This is a genomic window from Gracilimonas sp., from assembly GCF_040218225.1.
GTDB lineage: Bacteria > Bacteroidota > Rhodothermia > Balneolales > Balneolaceae > Gracilimonas.
In genome coordinates this window covers 531217-550334 of sequence record NZ_JAVJQO010000002.1, presented here as the reverse complement: position 1 = coordinate 550334, position 19118 = coordinate 531217, and the positions used below count along the sequence as shown (strand labels likewise).

The window sequence follows — 19118 nt, the reverse complement described above, 5'->3', positions numbered from 1 at the left end:
AAAAATAACCATTCATACTGATATGGGATTAAAGGAATCAATTCAAAAGCTAAAGAAAAGCACTCTTGCCAAAGATGCAGGTATATATACTATATTTAGAGTGGTTGATAAATTTATCCCCTTTTTGCTATTGCCCATCATAACACGTGAACTGGATCCTTCAGAATACGGAGTTTTTGTATTATTCCAAGCTCTTGCCGGTATAGCTTTACCTCTAATAACTTTGAGTGTAGACTCTTCAATTCTCTTAAATTATTTTAAAGTAAAGAAAGAGGAGTTTAGTAGTTATTTTTCAAGTGGCTATGTGATGTTAATTGGTAGCTCTCTTGCTTTTGGTGGGATATTATATGTGTTAAGGAATCCAATTTCTGATATAACGGAGTTCCCTGCAAGCTGGATCATAAGTATAATTGTTTTTTGTTTCTTTCAATTACATACGAGCTTAGCCCTGAATATGTATCAGGTAAAACGCCAGCCTAAAAAATACGGTATTTTTTCTATATCGCTTACGGCAACAAAAAATCTATCTATGCTATTTTTTGTTATCGTTTTGGGGTGGAAATGGCAGGGGATCATTGTTGGGTACCTTCTAAGCTATGCTTTATTTTTTCTAATCAGCCTCTACTTTTTTAGCATTCATAACTTATATTCAACAGTAATACGAAAAGATTTCATTGTTGATAATATAAAAGTTGGTTATCCACTTTCATTACACAGAATTGGAAGCTGGTTAGCTGATTCAGCAACTCGAATTATTATCGGCGGAATTTTGGGTACTGCTGCAACTGGATCTTTTGGAATCGGTGCTACCATAGGATTAATTGTTAAATATACTCAAGATTCATTTAATAAGGCTTTTGTTCCCTATCTTTTTGAAAAGCTAAATAATTTTAATCAGGAAATAGAAAATAAGATTGTTAAGCTTACTTATGGATATAATTTTTCTTTGCTTTTATTCTCTTCTATCACAGGTTTTTTGGGTTTGTTATTGATTGAGCCTGTATTTGGTACGGCATATTCTGAGGGCAAAGAGGTTGTATTATTATTGTGTTTAGCCTCTGCTTTTGATGGAATGTATAAAATGCATGTGAATTATATTTTCTATTCCAAAAAAACCCATTTAATACTGATTATAACACTAACAACTGGAACACTAAATATAATATTGAGCTATCTATTTGTTGAATGGTATGGTCTTAAAGGCGGGGCACTTTCATTACTGATAATCAATGTAGTGGGTTATTTGATCTCTTGGTATATGGGTAATAAAGTGTTCCCAATGAGCTGGTTTAAATTCTCGAAATAATATGATTATTTATTTCATCATACTTCCTTTTCTCTTCTTTTTGGTTTCAGTTTACCTGGGCAGGAAAGACTTTTTACTTACTGTATCCTTTATCTTAGGACTGCATGTCTTTTTGAAAATAACTCTATTTAAAATCATTCCTCATATAGCCTTCGCTAGTGGGATTTTCATAAATATTACCATAGTACTCTTATTTGTTTACTATTTATTATTTACCAGGCTATCAAAAAATAAATATCTGATCGTATACCTATCGTGTATTATAGGTTTATTTATGTATTTATTTGTTCTGGCTGTATACAGAGGGGATGACCCAATTATCTATATAGATTATGTAAAAAACTATTTCTTTAATTTTTTACTATTTACAATTTTCTTGTCAGAAAGAGTCAAAAAGAAGTATCAGGTAAGTACTTATGTAAACTTTATTGTTGTGTTAACTCTTATTCAAGCTTTGTTGGGGTTACTACAGTATTATATACCTGAGATTTCGGACTTCTTTAAGATAGTGACATACGAGAGATATGGTAAGACAGAATTAGCCATAGCTCAGCAATTTAAATCTGAGCAAGTTGTTACAGGAACTCTTTTGGCAATGCAAAATTTGTCAAGCTTTCTATTATTAAATATCATTTTTTTAGGTTGTATAAAATATTTTAAGATCTATAAGATAGGTAATTCTGTCTATTGGGTAATAATTTTCTCGATTGCAACTATGTTATTAACTGGTGTTCGGGCTCCCTTACTAGGTTTATTTATAAGTTTTTTTGCAATCTTATGGTTTGCTAATAAAAAACTATTCTTGTTTACAACTGTAATAGCCTTCGTTGTTTTGCCAATACTAGTGACATCAATTTCTTCCTTGATCGAGTATTCTACTACCGCTGCAGCTGGGAATAATTTTGAAAATCCGTTGATAAGGATATTAGGAATATTTGCAATATTTGATTCAAATTTGTTAGGGAATACTACCTTAAGCCGTTCTATGGAACTCATTCAATACCTTTTCCAAAATCCTATTTTTGGATTTGGACCAGGATTTATATTCTCTGGCTATAGTTTTTCCGATGCCTTTCTAATTTTGTTAACAATTGAGTTTGGGCTACTTGGGGTTTTCATATTGATTTTACCTTATATTATTACACTTAAAATAATTAAGAAAAAATGCACTGAAAAAGAATACACAGTTAGTGTAATTTTATTTATTACCGCCTTATCACAAAGTATAGTCAATGAAGGTTTGTGGACATGGTATACAAACCTTCAATTCTTTTTAATGATGATGCTTTTACTACGTGTAAACGTAAAAAATTTAAATTATAAGCTGAAACTTGCATAACTTTATGGATTATCAGATTTGTACATATTGTGTAATGGATACAACAGATCCTAATATTACTTTTGACGAAAACGGAAGGTGCCACCATTGTAAATCTTCAGAAGCTTTCTTAAAGTCTAATCGACTTTTAAATGATAAAGATTATAGAGAGAAAGCCTTAAAAACATTAGTAGAAGAAATAAAGAGAAAGCAAAAAGGCTCAAAGTATGATTGCATTATTGGAGTAAGTGGGGGGGTTGATAGTTCATATACGGCTTACAGAATTAAAAAGCTTGGTCTTAATCCTCTCGCTGTTCATTTTGATAATGGATGGAATTCAGAGTTAGCGAATAAAAATATCGAACATATTTGTGATTCTCTTGATATTGATTTGTTTACTTATGTAATTGATTGGGAAGAATTTAAAGATTTACAATTATCTTTTTTAAAAGCTTCTACACCAGACTCTGAGATTCCAACGGATCATGCGATAAAATCTTTGCTTTATCAACAGGCATCAAAATGGGGGGTTAAATATATTTTAACGGGACAGAATTCTTCATCTGAATCAATTTTGCCAAAGGCATGGTCTCAGGGTCATGACGATTGGAGATACATAAAAAACGTTCAAAAAGAATTTGGTTCAGTCAGATTAAAATCATTTCCGCATAGGAACTTTGCCAAACAGCTTTGGGACAGGTTAGTATATAATAAAGTGCAGTTTCTTAACTATGTTGAATATGATAAGAACAAAGCCAAACAATTTTTGATAGATGAGATTAATTGGAGAGACTATGGTGGCAAACATCATGAATCATTTTATACAAAAATATACCAGTCATATATATTGCCCGAAAAGTTTGGTTTTGATAAAAGAAAGGCTCATTTATCAAGTCTAATTGTAGCAGGACAAATTGACAGAGAAGAGGCTCTCAAAGAACTAGAAACCCCTTTATATGATTCTCAAGAACTAAAGAGAGATATAGAATACCTTTTAAGCAAATTTGATATCGAGAAAGAAGAATTTGAGGATATTATGAGCACTGAGCCTAAAACTTATTGGGATTACCCAAACTCTATCGGGGTATTGTTAAAAAGAAAACTTAAAAAAGTTTTGAAAAGGTAGAACGATGAACTGTATAGTTGATTTAGGCATCGGTAACGTAGGATCACTGCAAAATATGATAAGAAGAGTGGGTGGGGATGCTATAACCAGTAGCTCAAAAGATTCTATACTTGAGGCAGAGAAATTATTTCTTCCCGGGGTCGGTGCTTTTGATAATGCAATGAATAAATTAGATGAATACGATTTAATTGAAGTATTGAATAAAAAAGTTTTAGAAGATAAAACACCAGTTCTTTGTATATGTTTAGGTATGCAACTGATAACAGAAAAAAGTGAAGAGGGAGATCTTCCTGGTTTGGGATGGATAAAGGGAAGAGCAAAAAAATTTACTTTTACTGGTAAGGAGTTTAAAATTCCTCATATGGGATGGAATACCGTAACAGTAAAGAATAATCAAAGCAAATTGAACTCAGATGTATTGGAGAACTCCAGGTACTATTTTGTTCATTCTTATCATGTAGAATGTGAAAATGATGAGGACATACTTTGCACTGTGAATTATGGTAGAGAATTTGTAGCTGCTATCGAAAGAGATAATATATTTGCGACTCAGTTTCATCCGGAAAAGAGTCATAAATTTGGTATGGATCTAATAGAATCCTATTTAAAAATATAAGATGTTAGAATACAGAATTATTCCTAGTCTTTTGCTTTCAAACGGGGGATTGGTTAAAACAACAAAGTTTAAAAATCCCAATTATGTTGGGGATCCAATTAATGTTGTAAAGATATTTAATGCAAAATTAGCAGACGAGTTGGTACTTTTGGATATTGGAGTATCAAAGAAGAATCAACCACCCAATTTTAAGCTACTCAATAGAATAGCAAAAGAGGCATTTATGCCTATGGGCTATGGAGGCGGGATAAAAAAGATAAGTGAAATTGCTAAGATATTTAGGTTGGGTTATGAAAAAGTAATCATAAATAATCATGCTTTAACAAATCCTGAGTTTATTACAGAAGCAGCAAATAATTTTGGTTCACAAAGTATTGTCGTAGGTATTGATGTAAAGAAAGATTTTTTGGGTAGATACTTTGTTTATGATCATGTAAAAAAGAAAAGGGTTAAACTAACGCCAGTAGAGTTAGCAAAGAAAGCAGAAATGCTTGGTGCTGGTGAACTAATTATATATTCAGTAGATAACGATGGAGTAATGAAAGGTTATGACCTTTCATTAATTGAGATTATTAATAAGAGCGTTGATATTCCTGTTGTGGCTTTAGGAGGAGCTGGGAGTGTTGAGGATTTGATTGAGGTCTTATCCGTGGGAAATTCGGTGGCAGCTGGTGCTGGAAGTATATTTATTTATCGAATGCCACATAAAGCTGTGCTCATAAGTTATCCGGATAGAAGAGTAATTAAAGAGAAGATGGAGATCTATTCTGACTGAAATGGGAAAAAGTAAATCTGTTATTATTTCAAATTTTTTTGAGCCTGAATTTTCATATCAAGAAGTACAAATTGCTGAAACACTTCATAGGTTAGGCCATGAAGTCACTGTTGTAACATCAAACAGAAGTCAGTTTGATAAAAATAAAAGAATCAATGAAGATAATAACTCTTATAAGGTTATTAGACTCAACAAGATCATAAAACTTTCGACGACCATTTTTTTCGCATTCTATAAATATGGTTTATTGAAAAAGTTAAACCCCGATAATGTTATTTTGGTTCATCCAACTTGGGGGCTTCCATTCCACTTACTTAGAGCAATTCCAAAACAAGCACAAACTATTTCCTTATTTGGGGATTTGGAAGATCATAGCAGTACTAGTATTAAAGGAAGATTGTCCCGCATTTTATTTAAAAACTACTGGACTCGTAAAAGCATAAAAAAATCTGATAGAGTAATCGCTAATACAATGCAGACAGTAGAGATTTTAAAGTCAAAATTGAGAAATCCTAAAGATGCTAAGAAAATAGTAATGACTGGTTTAGGATATGATAAATCTATATTTAACTTTGATGAAAGCTTGCGTAAGGAATATAGAAAAAGACAGAACGTAAATGATAAAAAGGTAATAATTACTATTACAAGGATAGTTGAGTACAAACATATTTTTGAACACATAAAGCCAATATTAAAAGCAATTGAAAGAGATAAGGAATTGGTTTACGTGCTCGTTGGTTTTAATGATACAGCCTACGCTAAAGATCTGAAGAAAAAATTACTGGAGAGTGACTTTAGTAATCAGCTTATTTTGTTAGATTTTCAAGACCCGGAAAAGTTAAATGCGCTTTTAAATATTGCTGATGTGGGTTATTGGTACAGGCCCTCAATAAGTATCCAACAGGCACTTGGGACGGGGTTATTTGTGATGTTACCCACTTATAGTTACAAAAACACACTTAATCATTTGTTGGAGAATGAAGTGTCAGGATATTATTATGACTCTAATAGAGATCTTACAGAAAAGCTAAGTAATTTTAGTTTTGACTATGACAGAAAAAAAAATGAAGAAATAAATTATAAATTCTCTTACGAATATTTATTAATTAATAAAATTTTAAAGTAGGATTATTGACCCTGCTGAAAATCATTGAAATAGCCAAACAGAATATGGACCAATTAACACAAAAACTTAAAAGCGGCGAAATGAATATTAGTGAAGTGCCCTTTCCAACTGTTGGTAAGGGGAAAATTTTGGTCAGAAATTTCTACTCTGTTATTAGTTCTGGTACTGAAGGAAAAACAGTTTCTGATGCAAGAAAAGGCTACATAGCTAAGGCAAAAAGTCGTCAAAAAGAAGTAAGGCAAGTCATTGAAATGGTTAAGACAAATGGCTTGATATCCACCTATAAAATGGTCATGAATAAGCTGGAAGCTGATTCACCATTGGGATATAGTTCGGCTGGTGAGGTAATTGCAGTTGGTGAAGGGGTATCAGAATTTAAGGTTGGTGATTACGTTGCTTGTGGGGGTAATACTGCCAATCATGCTGATGTTATAAGTGTTCCCGTTAACTTAGCAGTAAAAGTACCCAAAGATGTAAGTCTAAAGCAAGCTTCATTAACAACAATTGCCGCAATAGCTATACAAGGTATTCGTCAGGCAGATCTCAAATTGGGTGAGAACTGTGTAATAATAGGGATGGGTTTGATCGGACAACTTACATATAAAATTTTAGAAGCCTCCGGAGTTAAGCCCTTAGGAATAGATATTTCAGAAGCGCAAATTCAGCAGGCAAGAAAAGCTGGAATGGAGAATGTTTTTAATAGGAATGCGAATGGAATTGTTAATAAAATCATGCTTCATACCAGAGGCAATGGGTGTGATTCGATAATAATTACTGCCGGCACTTCATCTCTAGATCCTGTTGAATTTGCTGGAGAAATTGCAAGACATAAAGCAAAAATTGTAGTAGTTGGTGCTGTTCCAACAGGATTTAGCAGAGCAAATTATTATAAGAAAGAATTAGACCTGCGAATGTCTTCTTCATATGGACCTGGGCGAAATGATTCAGATTATGAAGAAAAAGGCCTGGATTACCCCATTGGTTATGTCAGATGGACTGAGAATCGAAACATGCAAAGCTTTATTGATTTATTAGCTTCTAAAAGAATAGATATTACTCCACTTATTACCCATACATTTCCATTGATTGATGCACCAAAAGCATATGACCTGATACTCAGTAATGAGGAGGAATTTACTGGGATTGTAATAGAATATGATCAAAGTAAAGAACTTAAAAAAAGCGTTCAATTAAACAATAAGAGCTTTAAGCCTTCTAATGCCAATGTAAGTTTTATCGGAGCAGGTTCCTTCGCTCAAGGTACCCTCTTGCCTAATTTAGAGGGGCATTGTGATTTTTCTGGTATTGTAACTGGTAGTGGTACTACCGCTAAAAGTGTAGGTGAAAAATATGGTTTTAAATATTGTGCTGAGAACTCTCGGGAAATATTTGAGGATGAAAATACGAACACTATTTTCATTACAACCAGACATAATACTCATGCTGAATATGTTATTAAAGCCTTAAAGGCGAATAAGAATGTATTTGTTGAAAAACCATTGGGTATGAATGAAGAAGAGCTATTGGAGATAAAAAAAGCTGCTGAGGAAAGTAAAAATACTCATTTAATGGTGGGATATAATCGAAGATTTGCACCAGCCGTCAAAGAAATTAAAGATTTGTTTGAACCTGAACAACCTAAGTCTATCTTAATAAGAGTTAATGCTGGTAATTTGCCAAAAGACCATTGGGTTAATGATTCTGATATAGGTGGTGGACGAATAATTGGTGAGGCTTGTCATTTTGTTGATTTGGCAATGTATCTTTCAGGAGGAAAAATCATTAGTGTTTCAGCAGACTCTATGAAAGACCCGAACAATCTAAATAATACCGTTGTTATTAATTTAGAAATGGATAATGGCAGTATAGCTTCTATCAATTATTTTTCAAATGGGAATAAAAGTCTGTCAAAAGAATACATTGAAGTCTTCTCCGGGGGTATCGTTGCAAAGATTGATGATTTTAAAGAGCTAACTATTTATGCGGATAATCAAAAAAGAAAAAAATATAGAAATCAGGATAAGGGCCATAAATCTGAAATAGATGCTTTTCTTAAAGCGATTAAACAGGGTGAGAAAACGCCGATCTCTTTTGAAGAGTCTTATCTCAGTTCATTAGCTACCTGTAAGATTACCGAAAGTTTATTACACCGCAGGAAAATCATGATTTGATGGATATAAAAGAACCCTTGAGAAATCTTCAAGAGCACTTAGAGCATAATGAATATAGAGGGTATGACCCATATGATGCTTTAAAATCCCCTTTATTTAGGTTACCCATTTTTAAGAAGAGTAAACTATTAAGATTCGGAATACAGCAATTAGTTAAACGTTTTCCTTTTAACATTAGACCATTACTACTTATTTCTAAAGGTTTGAATCCAGTTTCGCTGGGTCTAAGTATTCAAGCTTATGCATATCTAATTATATCTGAACCTGATAAAAAAGATTTTTATATAGAGAAGATCAGATCTTTAGAGGAGGAATTAACTCATCTCATTCCTGAAGGTTATTCAGGAGCATGTTGGGGGTATGATTTTGATTGGGAAGCCAGGTACGCTAAAATTCCTGCGTATCAACCCACAGTAGTAGCTACAGGTATAATAGTAAATAGTCTCTATTCAGCTTGGAAGATCACCGGAAGGGAATCTCTGAAGAGATTGGTTGTGAGCTCAGCTGATTTTGTATTGAAGGACCTTAATAGGTCATATGAAGATGAAAAGCTTTGTTTTTCATACTCCCCATTTGATAATCAAAAGGTCTTCAATGCTTCAATGAAAGGGGTACGAATATTGGCCCAGGTTTATTCATTGACAGAAAGTGAATCGGCAAAAATGGTAGCCCGGCAAGCAGTTGAATATGTTATTCAGAATCAAAATCAAGATGGTTCTTGGTATTATTCTCAGGCCAAAAAAGGAAACTGGATTGATAACTACCATACTGGTTACGTTCTTGATTGTTTAAATGAATATATCGAATTATGTAAGGATCAAACATTCAATGAAAACCTTCTAAGTGGATTTGAATTCTACAAGCACAATTTTTTTTCTAGGAATGGTAAACCATCTTTTTATTCGGATAATATTTACCCAATTGATTGTACTTCTGCTTCACAATCAATTCTTACTTTACTCAGATTTAAGGAATATGACCTTGCAAAAAAAGTTGCCAATTGGACTATTGAGAACATGCAAGATGAAAGTGGCTATTTTTATTTTAGAAAATTTAAGTGGTACACCTTAAAAACTTCGTTCATGAGGTGGTCTAATGCGTGGATGTTTGCGGCTTTATCAAATTTACTCATGTACCAAGAAACTAAAATTATAAAAGCATAAGTTATTAGGTAAAATGAGGGTATTATTTCATCTTGGGCACCCTGCTCATTTTCATCTGTTTAAGTTTGTAATTAAAAAGCTCATTCAAAATGATCACGAAGTAGATATAGTAATTAAAGAAAAAGATGTATTAAAAAAGCTATTAGATGATTCAAATATTCCATATGAAAATATTTTGCCAGAAGGAAAATCTGCAGGTAAAATTGGCTTGTTCCAAGATTTAATAGTTAGGGGTAAAAATATTTATAGGTATTGTAAAAAAAATAATCCAAATCTATTGATAGGTACCTCAGCTGATATTTCATATTTAGGAAAGTTGTTAAAAATACCTTCGATCAATGTGAATGAAGATGATGCTAGCGTTGTGCCAATGTACGCTTGGATGGCCTATCCATTCGCAACTTCTATATTGAGTCCGGATTGCTGTAATAACGGAAGGTGGGAAAATAAAACGACCAAGTATCCAGGATATCATGAACTAGCTTATCTTCATCCCGATCATTTTAAACCAGATAAAAATGTTATTAACAAATACTTAAAAAAAAATAACAAATTTATTATTGTAAGATTTGCTGGGTTGACAGCACATCACGATGAAAATGTGAGAGGTATTAATGATGAGTTAGCTTCAAGATTGATAAAAGAGCTAGAACAATTTGGACAGATATTAATAACGTCAGAAAGAAAACTATCTGATAAATTTGAACCATACAGATTATCGATTGATCCATTGGACATTCATCATTTTTTAGCTTTCGCAAGCCTGGTTATTGGAGACAGCCAAACTATGTCGGCTGAAGCAGCGGTTCTAGGAACCCCATATATTAGGTACAATGATTTTGTTGGTAAAATTGGTTATTTGAAAGAATTAGAAGAAAAGTACGGGCTTGGATTTGGAATTACACCAGATCAACCACAGAATTTAGTTAATGTAGCAATTGAATTAGCCTCAAAAAATGCGAGTGGAAAAGAAGTTTTTGAAACTAAAAGAAAGTTAATGTTGAAGGAAAAGATAAATACTGCAGACTATTTATATAACTATATATCCAACTTTTTGTCAGACAATTAATTAAAAGAATACAATTTTATGTTGATCGATATAATAGCAGGAGCGAGACCTAACTTTATTAAGATTGCTCCAATCATAAAAGAAATAAAAAAAAGGTCAAGTGAGACTTCAAATTTGAAATATCGATTAATTCATACAGGGCAGCATTATGACAGAAATATGAGTGGAAGTTTTTTTGAACAACTTAATATACCTGCTCCTGATTTTAACTTGGAAGTAGGAAGCGGTTCCCAGGCAAGTCAGACTGCGGGAATAATGATTCGCTATGAGAAGATTTTATTTGATAGTCCAAGTGATCTGTGTTTGGTAGTTGGTGATGTGACTTCTACTATGGCTTGTGCAATAACTGCGAAAAAACTGAATATCAGAGTGGCGCATGTTGAAGGAGGAATTAGGTCGGGTGATAGAAGTATGCCAGAAGAAATAAATAGGCTGGTTACAGATTCCATAACTGATTATTTTTTTACAACAAGTGATGTTGCAAATAAAAACTTACAAAAAGAGGGGATATCTAAGGACCAAATTTTCTTTGTAGGTAATACTATGATTGATACACTTTTAGATAATTCTGATAAGCTTATTAAGCCTCAGGTCTGGTTGGAACAAAAGCTAAAAAATCAACAGTATTTGGTGATGACCCTCCACCGGCCTTCCAATGTTGACGAAGAAGAACAGTTGAAAAGGCTTATTAATGAAATTGTTACATCATCTGATGGATTACCTATTATCTTCCCAGTACACCCACGGACGCGCAAAAACCTCGAAAAAATTGGGATAGAGTACAACACTCTTCACTATGTAGACCCTCTAAGTTATCTTGAGTTTAACTATCTTGTAAAACACTCTAAAGCAGTTATTACAGACTCGGGAGGGATAACTGAAGAGACTACAGTTATGGGAATACCTTGTATGACCCTAAGGAATAGTACAGAACGCCCGGAAACCTGTTATATCGGAACAAATGAGTTGCTCGGAACAGACCCAAAATCTATAGCACCGGCAATGGAAAAATTATTTTCAGGAAACTGGAAAAAAGGTGGGATACCAGAAAAATGGGATGGTAAAACTTCAAAAAGAATTGTTAATTATTTAATAGGATGGATGTGATATTTTTTTATTGATAATAGAAGAAGGTTATATAGTAAAAAGACAATCCTTTATTAGAACAATCGGTTTTATTTAAGAACATAAATAAATTAATGTATCTTGAGTAATGGTTAGTAATCTAATCCGTTGAATTATTAGAAAATTTTATGAGAGGGTACTAGATTATAATTTAAATATATTATTCATATGTTAAACTCTTTACTGAATAATAATTGAAGTGAGAATTAGTAAATATGGAACTGAGTGAAAAAACTCTGAAAATTTCCAGGGTTGGTACAAAACAGAAAGGGGTCAATGAGTTCATCAAATCCTTAAATTTGGGTATTGATAGTTCTCAGCTTGAATGGTTTGATAGTACAGATAAAGATAAGATTCCAAATGCTTCAAATTCTTATTCTGGAATTGCCAATATTCAACCGATCAATGATATTCAAAGAATCAATAAATTTTTTGAAGAAGCGAATCACCGTTTAGAAAAAGGTAAATATTTTTTAACAGCGGTTGAGACTAAGGATACAAGAAAAAATAAAATTCTGAATAACTATCCAAAATTCATTGGTTATCCGGTATATGTATTGGATTTTATTCTTAAGCGGGTGCTTCCCAAAATATCTTTTACAAAAGGGCTTTATTTTTGGTTTACTAATGGTAAAAGCAGGGTTTTGTCTCTTACGGAAAGTTTAGGGCGTTTAACGTCTTGCGGGTTTGACATTATTGGATATCAGAGAATTGGTTATACCACATATATATTAAGTCAAAAGCAATCTGATCCTGCTTATGATATGCAACCAACTTATGGAGCTTTGGTAAAGCTAAATAGAATTGGTAAGGGTGGAGAATTATTTAGTGTATATAAACTCCGAACAATGCATCCATATTCAGAATATCTTCAGGATTATGCCTTTAAGAAAAATAGCTTACAACAGGGTGGTAAGATTAAGGACGATTTCCGGGTAACAACCTGGGGGAGATGGTTCAGGAAATTATGGATTGATGAATTGCCCATGTTTATTAATTTTTTCAAAAGGGAGATGAAACTTGTAGGGGTAAGACCGCTAAGCAGGCATTACTTTAATTTATATCCGGAAGACCTTCAAGAGCTTAGAACAAAAGTAAAACCTGGATTGGTGCCACCGTTCTATGCTGATATGCCTCAGACCCTTGAAGAGATCATTGAATCGGAAAGAAAGTATCTAAAATCCTACCTGGAACATCCTATTCGAACAGATGTTAGGTACTTTTTTAAAGCTTGGTATAATATTCTTGTTAAGAAAGCCCGTAGTAACTAGCTTAAGAATACATAATTCTCTCTCTTTGAAACATATCTGGTAAGCTTTCATAGCAGAAGTTCTTCGGTAGTATCTGCAGAATAAAATATCTTAAGGCATTGCTGCGAAGCAGCATAAGAATGGTATTAACCACCTCTGTCATTCTGAACGAAGCGAATGCGGAGTGAAGAATCTCCCTGAAACCAGCATTTGGGAATGTAAAGGAGATCGCCGCGTCGAAAGTGTTGGTAAGTAGAGGTCAGACTTGGCTTCCTCCTCGCAATGACGTACCAAAAACCGGTTTTTGCGAGGAGACCGCATTGCCGAATGCAGGCTCGGGTTGAATAACGACGAAGTAATCTCCCTCTCATGGCAACCAAGACAAACAACAACCGCGTCATCGCGGGCCCAGACCCGCGATCTCCTTTATCGACATCCCAAGTGATTAAGGAGATCCAGCATCTCCGTATTCACAACGTGCGGGATGACGGGGTGTAAAAGCCCAAGCAAGCATTTCGTGGCAAAGATTCTTCAGGAGTACCTTCATAATGGTTTTTTAATAAAAGACATTGCTGCGATAGCAGCATAAGAGAGGTAATAAGTGCCACTGTCATTCTGAACGCAGCGTATGCGGAGTGAAGAATCTCCTTGAATCGGCTCGGGATATAAATCAACGGCTATATTTTTATCAAGCAACAAGATCCCGGGCATTCGCCGCGGGATGACTTGCTGATTAAAACCTGTCATTGCGAGGAGCTCGGGTTTTTGAATGTAGGTTTGGGGTGCATAGCGACGAAGCAATCTCGAAGAAACGAGTTAAGGTGTTTATTAAAACCATGTAAGTAAAGTCTCTCCTTGAGAAGAAGAGAGGTAGGTGAATTGGTTTAGGATGTTGAATAATACCCTGATTGAATTGCGTATAACCGATGGACCGGGCGACCGATTTGCGAAGTCTCTTACTTGTGCTTGTTTTCTATTTCACACAAACCTCTTTCTGTCTTTCTCCTTCATAAGGAGAAGGGACGCCTCAATTTGCGATAGATTGATTAATCGAATGATCGATTAGTGAAAAAGCTGCCTGGTGTTCTATACGGCTGGTTAAAACAGAGTTGGTGGTAGAGAGAGTGCATTACTTAGAATCCTGATTTTCCCGATTAAAACGATTGGCAGGAGATGTGCAGAATAATCAAGGAAATCAAATAATCCCAAAAATCAGGGTTCAAATGGAAAGAGGTGAAATAAGCCCGGCAGGTATAGTCTATCTTGGCAAGGAAAGATTTAGAGAGGTCGGAGAATCGAATGGGGATGTAAATCAACGGACATACTTTTATCAAACAACAAGATCCCGGGCATTCGCCGCGGGATGACTTGCCGATTAAAACCCGTCATTGCGAGGAGTCTGAGTTGCTGAATGTAAGTTTGGGGTACATAGCGACGAAGCAATCTCGAAGAAACGAGTTAAGGTGTTTATTAAAACCACGTAAGTAAAGTCTCTTCTTGGTAAGAAGATATTTAAAGAGATCCGGGAATCGGGTTTGGAATGCACCCTCTCCACTTGTGCGATGGTGGTCAGGTTTGGTTGCCTCTGGCTATATTTACCCTCCCTACAATCCCCTCGGGAAGGGAAAACTGGAATTGTAAATCAAGCTTCTTAAAGAATGGAAATATCCTTACCTTCAAGCCCTGAAAATCAAACATTCATTTAGCCCAAAATAAATGAGCATCAGTAACCTTCTTCAAAAAATAGAAGATAAAGAGTACAAAATCGGGATTGTAGGATTAGGCTATGTTGGCCTTCCATTAATGTGGACTTTTCATCAACAAGGGATGCCTGTAATTGGTTATGATATTGATCAAAAGAAAGTAGATAATCTAAATTCTGGTATATCTTACATTAAACACCTTGGGTCAGAGATGATGGGGGAATTAGCCGGTTCCGAACGTTGTGATGCTACGTCTGATTTCTCCCGTCTTGATGAAGCGGATGCTATTCTTTTATGCGTGCCAACTCCATTGGATCATCACCGGGAACCGGATATGAGTTATGTGGAACAGACTACGGATACCGTATCCAAGTACCTGAGAAAGGGACAGCTGGTGATTTTGGAATCCACTACCTGGCCGGGCACTACCGAGGAATTAATGATTCCTATTCTGGAAAAAAACTCGGGGCTCAAAGCGGGGGAGGATTTTTACGTGGCTTATAGCCCTGAGCGGGAAGATCCGGGTAATCCCAATTTTAATACTGCCAAGATTCCTAAAGTGGTGGGTGGACATGGAGAAGAGGCGCTACAGCTGGCTAAAGCAATGTATGACACCGCTATTGTAGAAACGGTACCAGTCACTGATTGCAAGACAGCAGAGGCCGTCAAGCTTACTGAGAATATTTTTCGTTCCGTAAATATTGCTTTGGTGAATGAACTTAAAGTAGTGTATGAGGCTATGGGTATAGATGTGCATGAAGTACTGGATGCAGCCGGAACTAAACCTTTTGGATTTATGAAATTTACTCCGGGCCCGGGTTTGGGTGGACACTGTATTCCTATCGATCCTTTTTACCTGACCTGGAAAGCGCGTGAGTTTGAAAAACATACCCGTTTTATAGAGTTAGCCGGAGAAGTGAATACCAATATGCCTCAGTATGTGATCGATCAGACTATGCTGGCTATGAATGCCCATAAAAAAGCATTGAACGGGAGTAGGGTGTTGGTTATTGGTTTGGCCTACAAACCAGACGTAGATGATATGCGGGAATCTCCTACTTTCAAGATTTTTGATTTATTAAAGCGAGTTGGGGCCGAAGTATCCTTTTATGATCCTTATATTCCTGAAGTTCTCCCTACCCGTGAGCATGCGGAATGGACCGGCCATAAATCCATTGAATGGAACAGAGAGGTTATAGCTGAGTTTGATGCGATAGTTATTTCTACCAATCATTCTTCTATCGATTACTCCGAGCTTGCCGAGTGGAATGATTGCATCGTTGATACCCGGAATGCAATGAAGGGTGTTAAGCCGAAAAATGATAAGCATATTTTTAAAGCTTAGAAGAGTTGTTTGTGGTTAAATAACCGTAAAATTTCTTGTTTACATGCATGAAAGGCATTGCTGCGATAGCAGCATAAGAGAGGTAATAAGTGCCACTGTCATTCTGAACGAAGCGAAAGCGGAGTGAAGAATCTCTGGATTCGGTTTGGGATGTAAATCAACGGCCACATCTTTATCAAACAACAGGATCCCGGGCATTCGCCGCGGGATGACTTGCTGATAAAATCTGTCATTGCGAGGAGCCCGGATTTTGAATGTAGGTTTGGTGTGCATAGCGACGAAGCAATCTCCCTGGTATGGCAACCAAGCCAAACAACAACTTCGTCATCGCGGGCCGAGACCCACAATCTCCTTTATCGATAACCCAAGTTGATTATGGAGATCCCGGATCAAGTCCGGGATGACGGGATGTTGGGTAATGCAAAGATGATTTCCAGTACACAAGCGAAGGGATTCATCCCTTCGCGATCACAGAACAATGTTGACTGAATGTCCTATTCACGTCGAAGAATGATGGAGTCTTTTATAATATAGCGAGAGTGGAATAACACCAAGAGCGGATAAAGGAGCGAGGTAGGTTGACAAAAAATCCAGAATGTGTAAGAGCATCAGGTTTTGGGCTATATCCATTGAAAAAATAATGAGGGACCATAGTAGAATAAAACCGTGAGCAGAGATCAAAATTCCAAAAAACTTTGCGTCTGCGCCTATAAGAATGAGTCCGATTATACCGAGGAAAAAGAATGAACCAAAAGGTACTTTATAGAAAAATAGTTTTTCAACATCATCTTTAGTGTATTCAAAAACAGCCAGTCGAATGTCCAGCTTTTGGAAAGAAAGTCCCTCACTTTCATTTATAGACTCTATGAAATCTTCATCTACCTGAAACTGAAATACGGCTGTTCTCACAGGTCGGAGCAGATATATATGAAAAAGCACATATGCTGAAATTAAACCTGCCTTAATAAGATATTTTTTAGAGTTCATGAGCTGAAGAAATCAATATCCACTGTTTTGAAACGAAGAATACAATACCAACTTTAGTCCAAGTTTGAAAGTCATAAAACTTCTATATTTGTGCCCTTAATCAATACCATTAAAAATATTGAAAATGAAGATTGCCGTTGCCGGAACCGGGTATGTAGGACTTTCACTTGCTGTTTTGTTATCACAGCATAATGAAGTTGTAGCATTAGATATTGTTGAGGAAAAGGTAGAACTCATTAACAACCGAAAGTCTCCAATCACAGACAAGGAAATAGAAAAATTCTTTATTGAAAAGAAGAACTTGAATTTAACGGCGACCCTTGATCCGGAGGAAGCTTATAAGGACGCTGAGTATGTCATTATCGCTACTCCCACCGACTATGATCCGGAAACCAACAAGTTTAATACGAAGTCGGTAGAAGCAGTAATTAAGGAAGTGCTGCAGGTTAACCCGGATGCTGTAATGGTTATTAAGTCTACCATTCCGGTAGGATACGTTAAAAGCCTTAAGGAGAAGTTTAATTCAGAGAACATCATGTTTTCTCCCGAATTCTTAAGGGAGGGAAAAGCGCTGTATGATAATTTATATCCTTCAAGGATTGTAGTTGGGGAACAGTCGGAACGTGCCCGTGTTTTTGCCGATTTACTGATTGAAGGTGCAGAAAAGGAAGAAGATGAAATACCGGTGCTTTTTACTGACAATACAGAGGCTGAGGCTATCAAATTGTTTTCAAATACGTATCTGGCTATGCGTGTGGCATATTTTAATGAGCTGGATTCCTATTGTGAAACTCATAACCTGAGTACTTCACAGGTTATAGAGGGTGTCGGACTTGACCCCCGTATTGGTGATCATTATAATAATCCTTCTTTCGGATATGGAGGATACTGCCTGCCTAAGGATACCAAACAGCTTCTGGCTAACTTTCAGGATGTGCCTAATAATCTGATCAGGGCTATTGTAGATGCCAATTCTACCCGCAAAGATTTTATAGCCCGACAAATTTGGAAGAACGATCCCAAGGTAGTTGGGGTATATCGTTTGGTGATGAAGCAAGGCTCAGATAACTTCAGACAGAGTGCTATTCAGGGTATTATGAAACGTATTAAGGCAAAGGGAATAACCGTTGTTGTTTATGAGCCTTATCTGGAGCAGGAAGAATTTTATCATTCCATGGTAATCCGTGATCTTGACGAGTTTAAGAAAATATCCGAAGTAATTATTGCAAACCGGATGGTGGATGAAATCCGGGATGTAAAGGATAAAGTTTATACGAGGGACTTATTCGGGACGGACTAGGGAATATTGAATGATGAACATTCAATATTGAAGTTGTTCTTAAGAGCCAGAATATTACTTATGCCTGAAAGGCATTGCTGCGATAGCAGCATTAGAATGGTTATTAGTGGCTCTGTCATTCTGAGCGAAGCGTAGGCGGAGTGAAGAATCTCCTGAAATCGAATGATCGATTTGTGAAAAAGCTTCCAGGTGTTCTCTACTGCTGGTTAAAACAGAGCTGATGGTGGAAGAGTGCATTACTTAGAACCATGATTTTCCTGATTAAAACGATTCGCGGAAGAGATGAAGAGTAATCAAGGAAATCATATAATCCCAAAAAAATCAGGGTTCAAATGCAAAGAGGTCGGGAATCGAATTGGGATGTAAATCAACGGCCATACTTTTATCAAACAACAGGATCCCGGGCATTCGCCGCGGGATGACTTGCTAATTAAAACCTGTCATTGCGAGAAGCCCGGATTTTGAATGTAGGTTTGGGGTGCATAGCGACGACGCAATCTCGAAGAAACGAGTTAAGGTGTTTATTAGAACCACGTAAGTAAAGTCTCTCCTTGAGAAGGAGAGATTTAGAGAGGTCGGGGAATCGGGTTGGGATGTAAATCAACGGCCATATTTTTATCAAACAACAGGATCCCGGGCATTCGCCGCGGGATGACATTCAATAAAGCACGTCATCGCGGGCATAGACCCGCGATCTCCTTGATTGAGTATGGATGTCGATTATGGAGATCCCGTATC

At 36.0% G+C, this 19118-nt stretch carries 15 protein-coding genes; 13 read left to right on the top strand and 2 right to left on the bottom strand.

From position 1 onward, the window contains the following. The first annotated feature begins 22 nt into the window (after positions 1–22). From RIB15_RS02330 to RIB15_RS02280, 11 genes are all read left to right on the top strand, one after another. Positions 23–1306, top strand: coding sequence for a lipopolysaccharide biosynthesis protein (locus tag RIB15_RS02330; RefSeq protein ID WP_350200534.1), 1284 nt, complete (start codon positions 23–25; stop codon positions 1304–1306). A 274-nt stretch (positions 1307–1580) separates the two neighbouring features. Then, positions 1581–2645, top strand: a complete 1065-nt coding sequence (locus RIB15_RS02325; protein WP_350200533.1) for an O-antigen ligase family protein — start codon at positions 1581–1583, stop codon at positions 2643–2645. A 4-nt stretch (positions 2646–2649) separates the two neighbouring features. Further along, positions 2650–3750 (top strand): N-acetyl sugar amidotransferase, encoded by a 1101-nt coding sequence (locus RIB15_RS02320; protein ID WP_350200532.1) that lies wholly within the window; start codon positions 2650–2652, stop codon positions 3748–3750. A gap of 4 nt (positions 3751–3754) precedes the next feature. Next, positions 3755–4366 carry an imidazole glycerol phosphate synthase subunit HisH gene (gene hisH, locus RIB15_RS02315; protein ID WP_350200531.1) on the top strand — a complete coding sequence of 204 codons (612 nt, stop codon included), beginning with the start codon at positions 3755–3757 and terminating at the stop codon, positions 4364–4366. Position 4367: 1 nt separating this feature from the next. Continuing rightward, complete coding sequence (locus RIB15_RS02310) at positions 4368–5141, top strand: AglZ/HisF2 family acetamidino modification protein (protein WP_350200530.1); 774 nt, start codon at positions 4368–4370, stop codon at positions 5139–5141. A gap of 1 nt (position 5142) precedes the next feature. Next, a complete protein-coding gene (locus RIB15_RS02305; RefSeq protein WP_350200529.1) occupies positions 5143–6267 on the top strand; it encodes a glycosyltransferase in 1125 nt (374 codons plus the stop codon). Positions 6268–6311: 44 nt separating this feature from the next. After that, entirely contained in the window at positions 6312–8438 is a 2127-nt protein-coding gene (locus RIB15_RS02300) for a bi-domain-containing oxidoreductase (RefSeq protein ID WP_350200528.1), read from the top strand. Then, positions 8438–9601, top strand: coding sequence for a prenyltransferase/squalene oxidase repeat-containing protein (locus RIB15_RS02295; RefSeq protein WP_350200527.1), 1164 nt, complete (start codon positions 8438–8440; stop codon positions 9599–9601). Before RIB15_RS02300 ends, RIB15_RS02295 begins: the two co-directional genes overlap by 1 nt. Positions 9602–9614: 13 nt before the next feature. Beyond that, positions 9615–10670 carry a DUF354 domain-containing protein gene (locus tag RIB15_RS02290; protein WP_350200526.1) on the top strand — a complete coding sequence of 352 codons (1056 nt, stop codon included), beginning with the start codon at positions 9615–9617 and terminating at the stop codon, positions 10668–10670. 18 nt (positions 10671–10688) lie between these two features. Then, on the top strand, positions 10689–11777 hold the full coding sequence (gene wecB / locus RIB15_RS02285; RefSeq protein WP_350200525.1) for a non-hydrolyzing UDP-N-acetylglucosamine 2-epimerase: 1089 nt from the start codon (positions 10689–10691) through the stop codon (positions 11775–11777). 233 nt (positions 11778–12010) lie between these two features. Further along, positions 12011–13066, top strand: coding sequence for a sugar transferase (locus RIB15_RS02280; protein ID WP_350200524.1), 1056 nt, complete (start codon positions 12011–12013; stop codon positions 13064–13066). Between the two features lie 522 nt (positions 13067–13588). On the opposite strand, the gene RIB15_RS02275 is transcribed toward RIB15_RS02280, so the two are convergent. Next, entirely contained in the window at positions 13589–13846 is a 258-nt protein-coding gene (locus RIB15_RS02275) for a hypothetical protein (RefSeq protein WP_350200523.1), read from the bottom strand. A 915-nt stretch (positions 13847–14761) separates the two neighbouring features. Here RIB15_RS02275 and RIB15_RS02270 point away from each other — a divergent pair. After that, on the top strand, positions 14762–16093 hold the full coding sequence (locus RIB15_RS02270) for a nucleotide sugar dehydrogenase (RefSeq protein WP_350200522.1): 1332 nt from the start codon (positions 14762–14764) through the stop codon (positions 16091–16093). 498 nt (positions 16094–16591) lie between these two features. Here RIB15_RS02270 and RIB15_RS02265 read toward each other — a convergent pair whose 3' ends face one another. Next, entirely contained in the window at positions 16592–17080 is a 489-nt protein-coding gene (locus tag RIB15_RS02265; RefSeq protein WP_350200521.1) for a hypothetical protein, read from the bottom strand. A 124-nt stretch (positions 17081–17204) separates the two neighbouring features. On the opposite strand from RIB15_RS02265, the gene RIB15_RS02260 reads away from it, so the two are divergent. Beyond that, a complete protein-coding gene (locus RIB15_RS02260) occupies positions 17205–18380 on the top strand; it encodes a nucleotide sugar dehydrogenase (RefSeq protein WP_350200520.1) in 1176 nt (391 codons plus the stop codon). Positions 18381–19118 lie beyond the last annotated feature (738 nt).

Bases quoted from the DNA above. Each gene is read 5' to 3' on its own strand.
- hisH (WP_350200531.1), top strand. From the start codon at position 3,755: ATGAACTGTATAGTTGATTTAGGCATCGGTAACGTAGGATCACTGCAA.
- RIB15_RS02325 (WP_350200533.1), top strand. From the start codon at position 1,581: ATGTATTTATTTGTTCTGGCTGTATACAGAGGGGATGACCCAATTATC.
- RIB15_RS02300 (WP_350200528.1), top strand. From the start codon at position 6,312: ATGGACCAATTAACACAAAAACTTAAAAGCGGCGAAATGAATATTAGT.
- RIB15_RS02290 (WP_350200526.1), top strand. From the start codon at position 9,615: ATGAGGGTATTATTTCATCTTGGGCACCCTGCTCATTTTCATCTGTTT.
- RIB15_RS02260 (WP_350200520.1), top strand. From the start codon at position 17,205: ATGAAGATTGCCGTTGCCGGAACCGGGTATGTAGGACTTTCACTTGCT.
- RIB15_RS02295 (WP_350200527.1), top strand. From the start codon at position 8,438: ATGGATATAAAAGAACCCTTGAGAAATCTTCAAGAGCACTTAGAGCAT.
- RIB15_RS02320 (WP_350200532.1), top strand. From the start codon at position 2,650: ATGGATTATCAGATTTGTACATATTGTGTAATGGATACAACAGATCCT.
- RIB15_RS02330 (WP_350200534.1), top strand. From the start codon at position 23: ATGGGATTAAAGGAATCAATTCAAAAGCTAAAGAAAAGCACTCTTGCC.
- RIB15_RS02305 (WP_350200529.1), top strand. From the start codon at position 5,143: ATGGGAAAAAGTAAATCTGTTATTATTTCAAATTTTTTTGAGCCTGAA.
- RIB15_RS02270 (WP_350200522.1), top strand. From the start codon at position 14,762: ATGAGCATCAGTAACCTTCTTCAAAAAATAGAAGATAAAGAGTACAAA.
- RIB15_RS02310 (WP_350200530.1), top strand. From the start codon at position 4,368: ATGTTAGAATACAGAATTATTCCTAGTCTTTTGCTTTCAAACGGGGGA.
- RIB15_RS02265 (WP_350200521.1), bottom strand. From the start codon at position 17,080: ATGAACTCTAAAAAATATCTTATTAAGGCAGGTTTAATTTCAGCATAT.
- wecB (WP_350200525.1), top strand. From the start codon at position 10,689: ATGTTGATCGATATAATAGCAGGAGCGAGACCTAACTTTATTAAGATT.
- RIB15_RS02280 (WP_350200524.1), top strand. From the start codon at position 12,011: ATGGAACTGAGTGAAAAAACTCTGAAAATTTCCAGGGTTGGTACAAAA.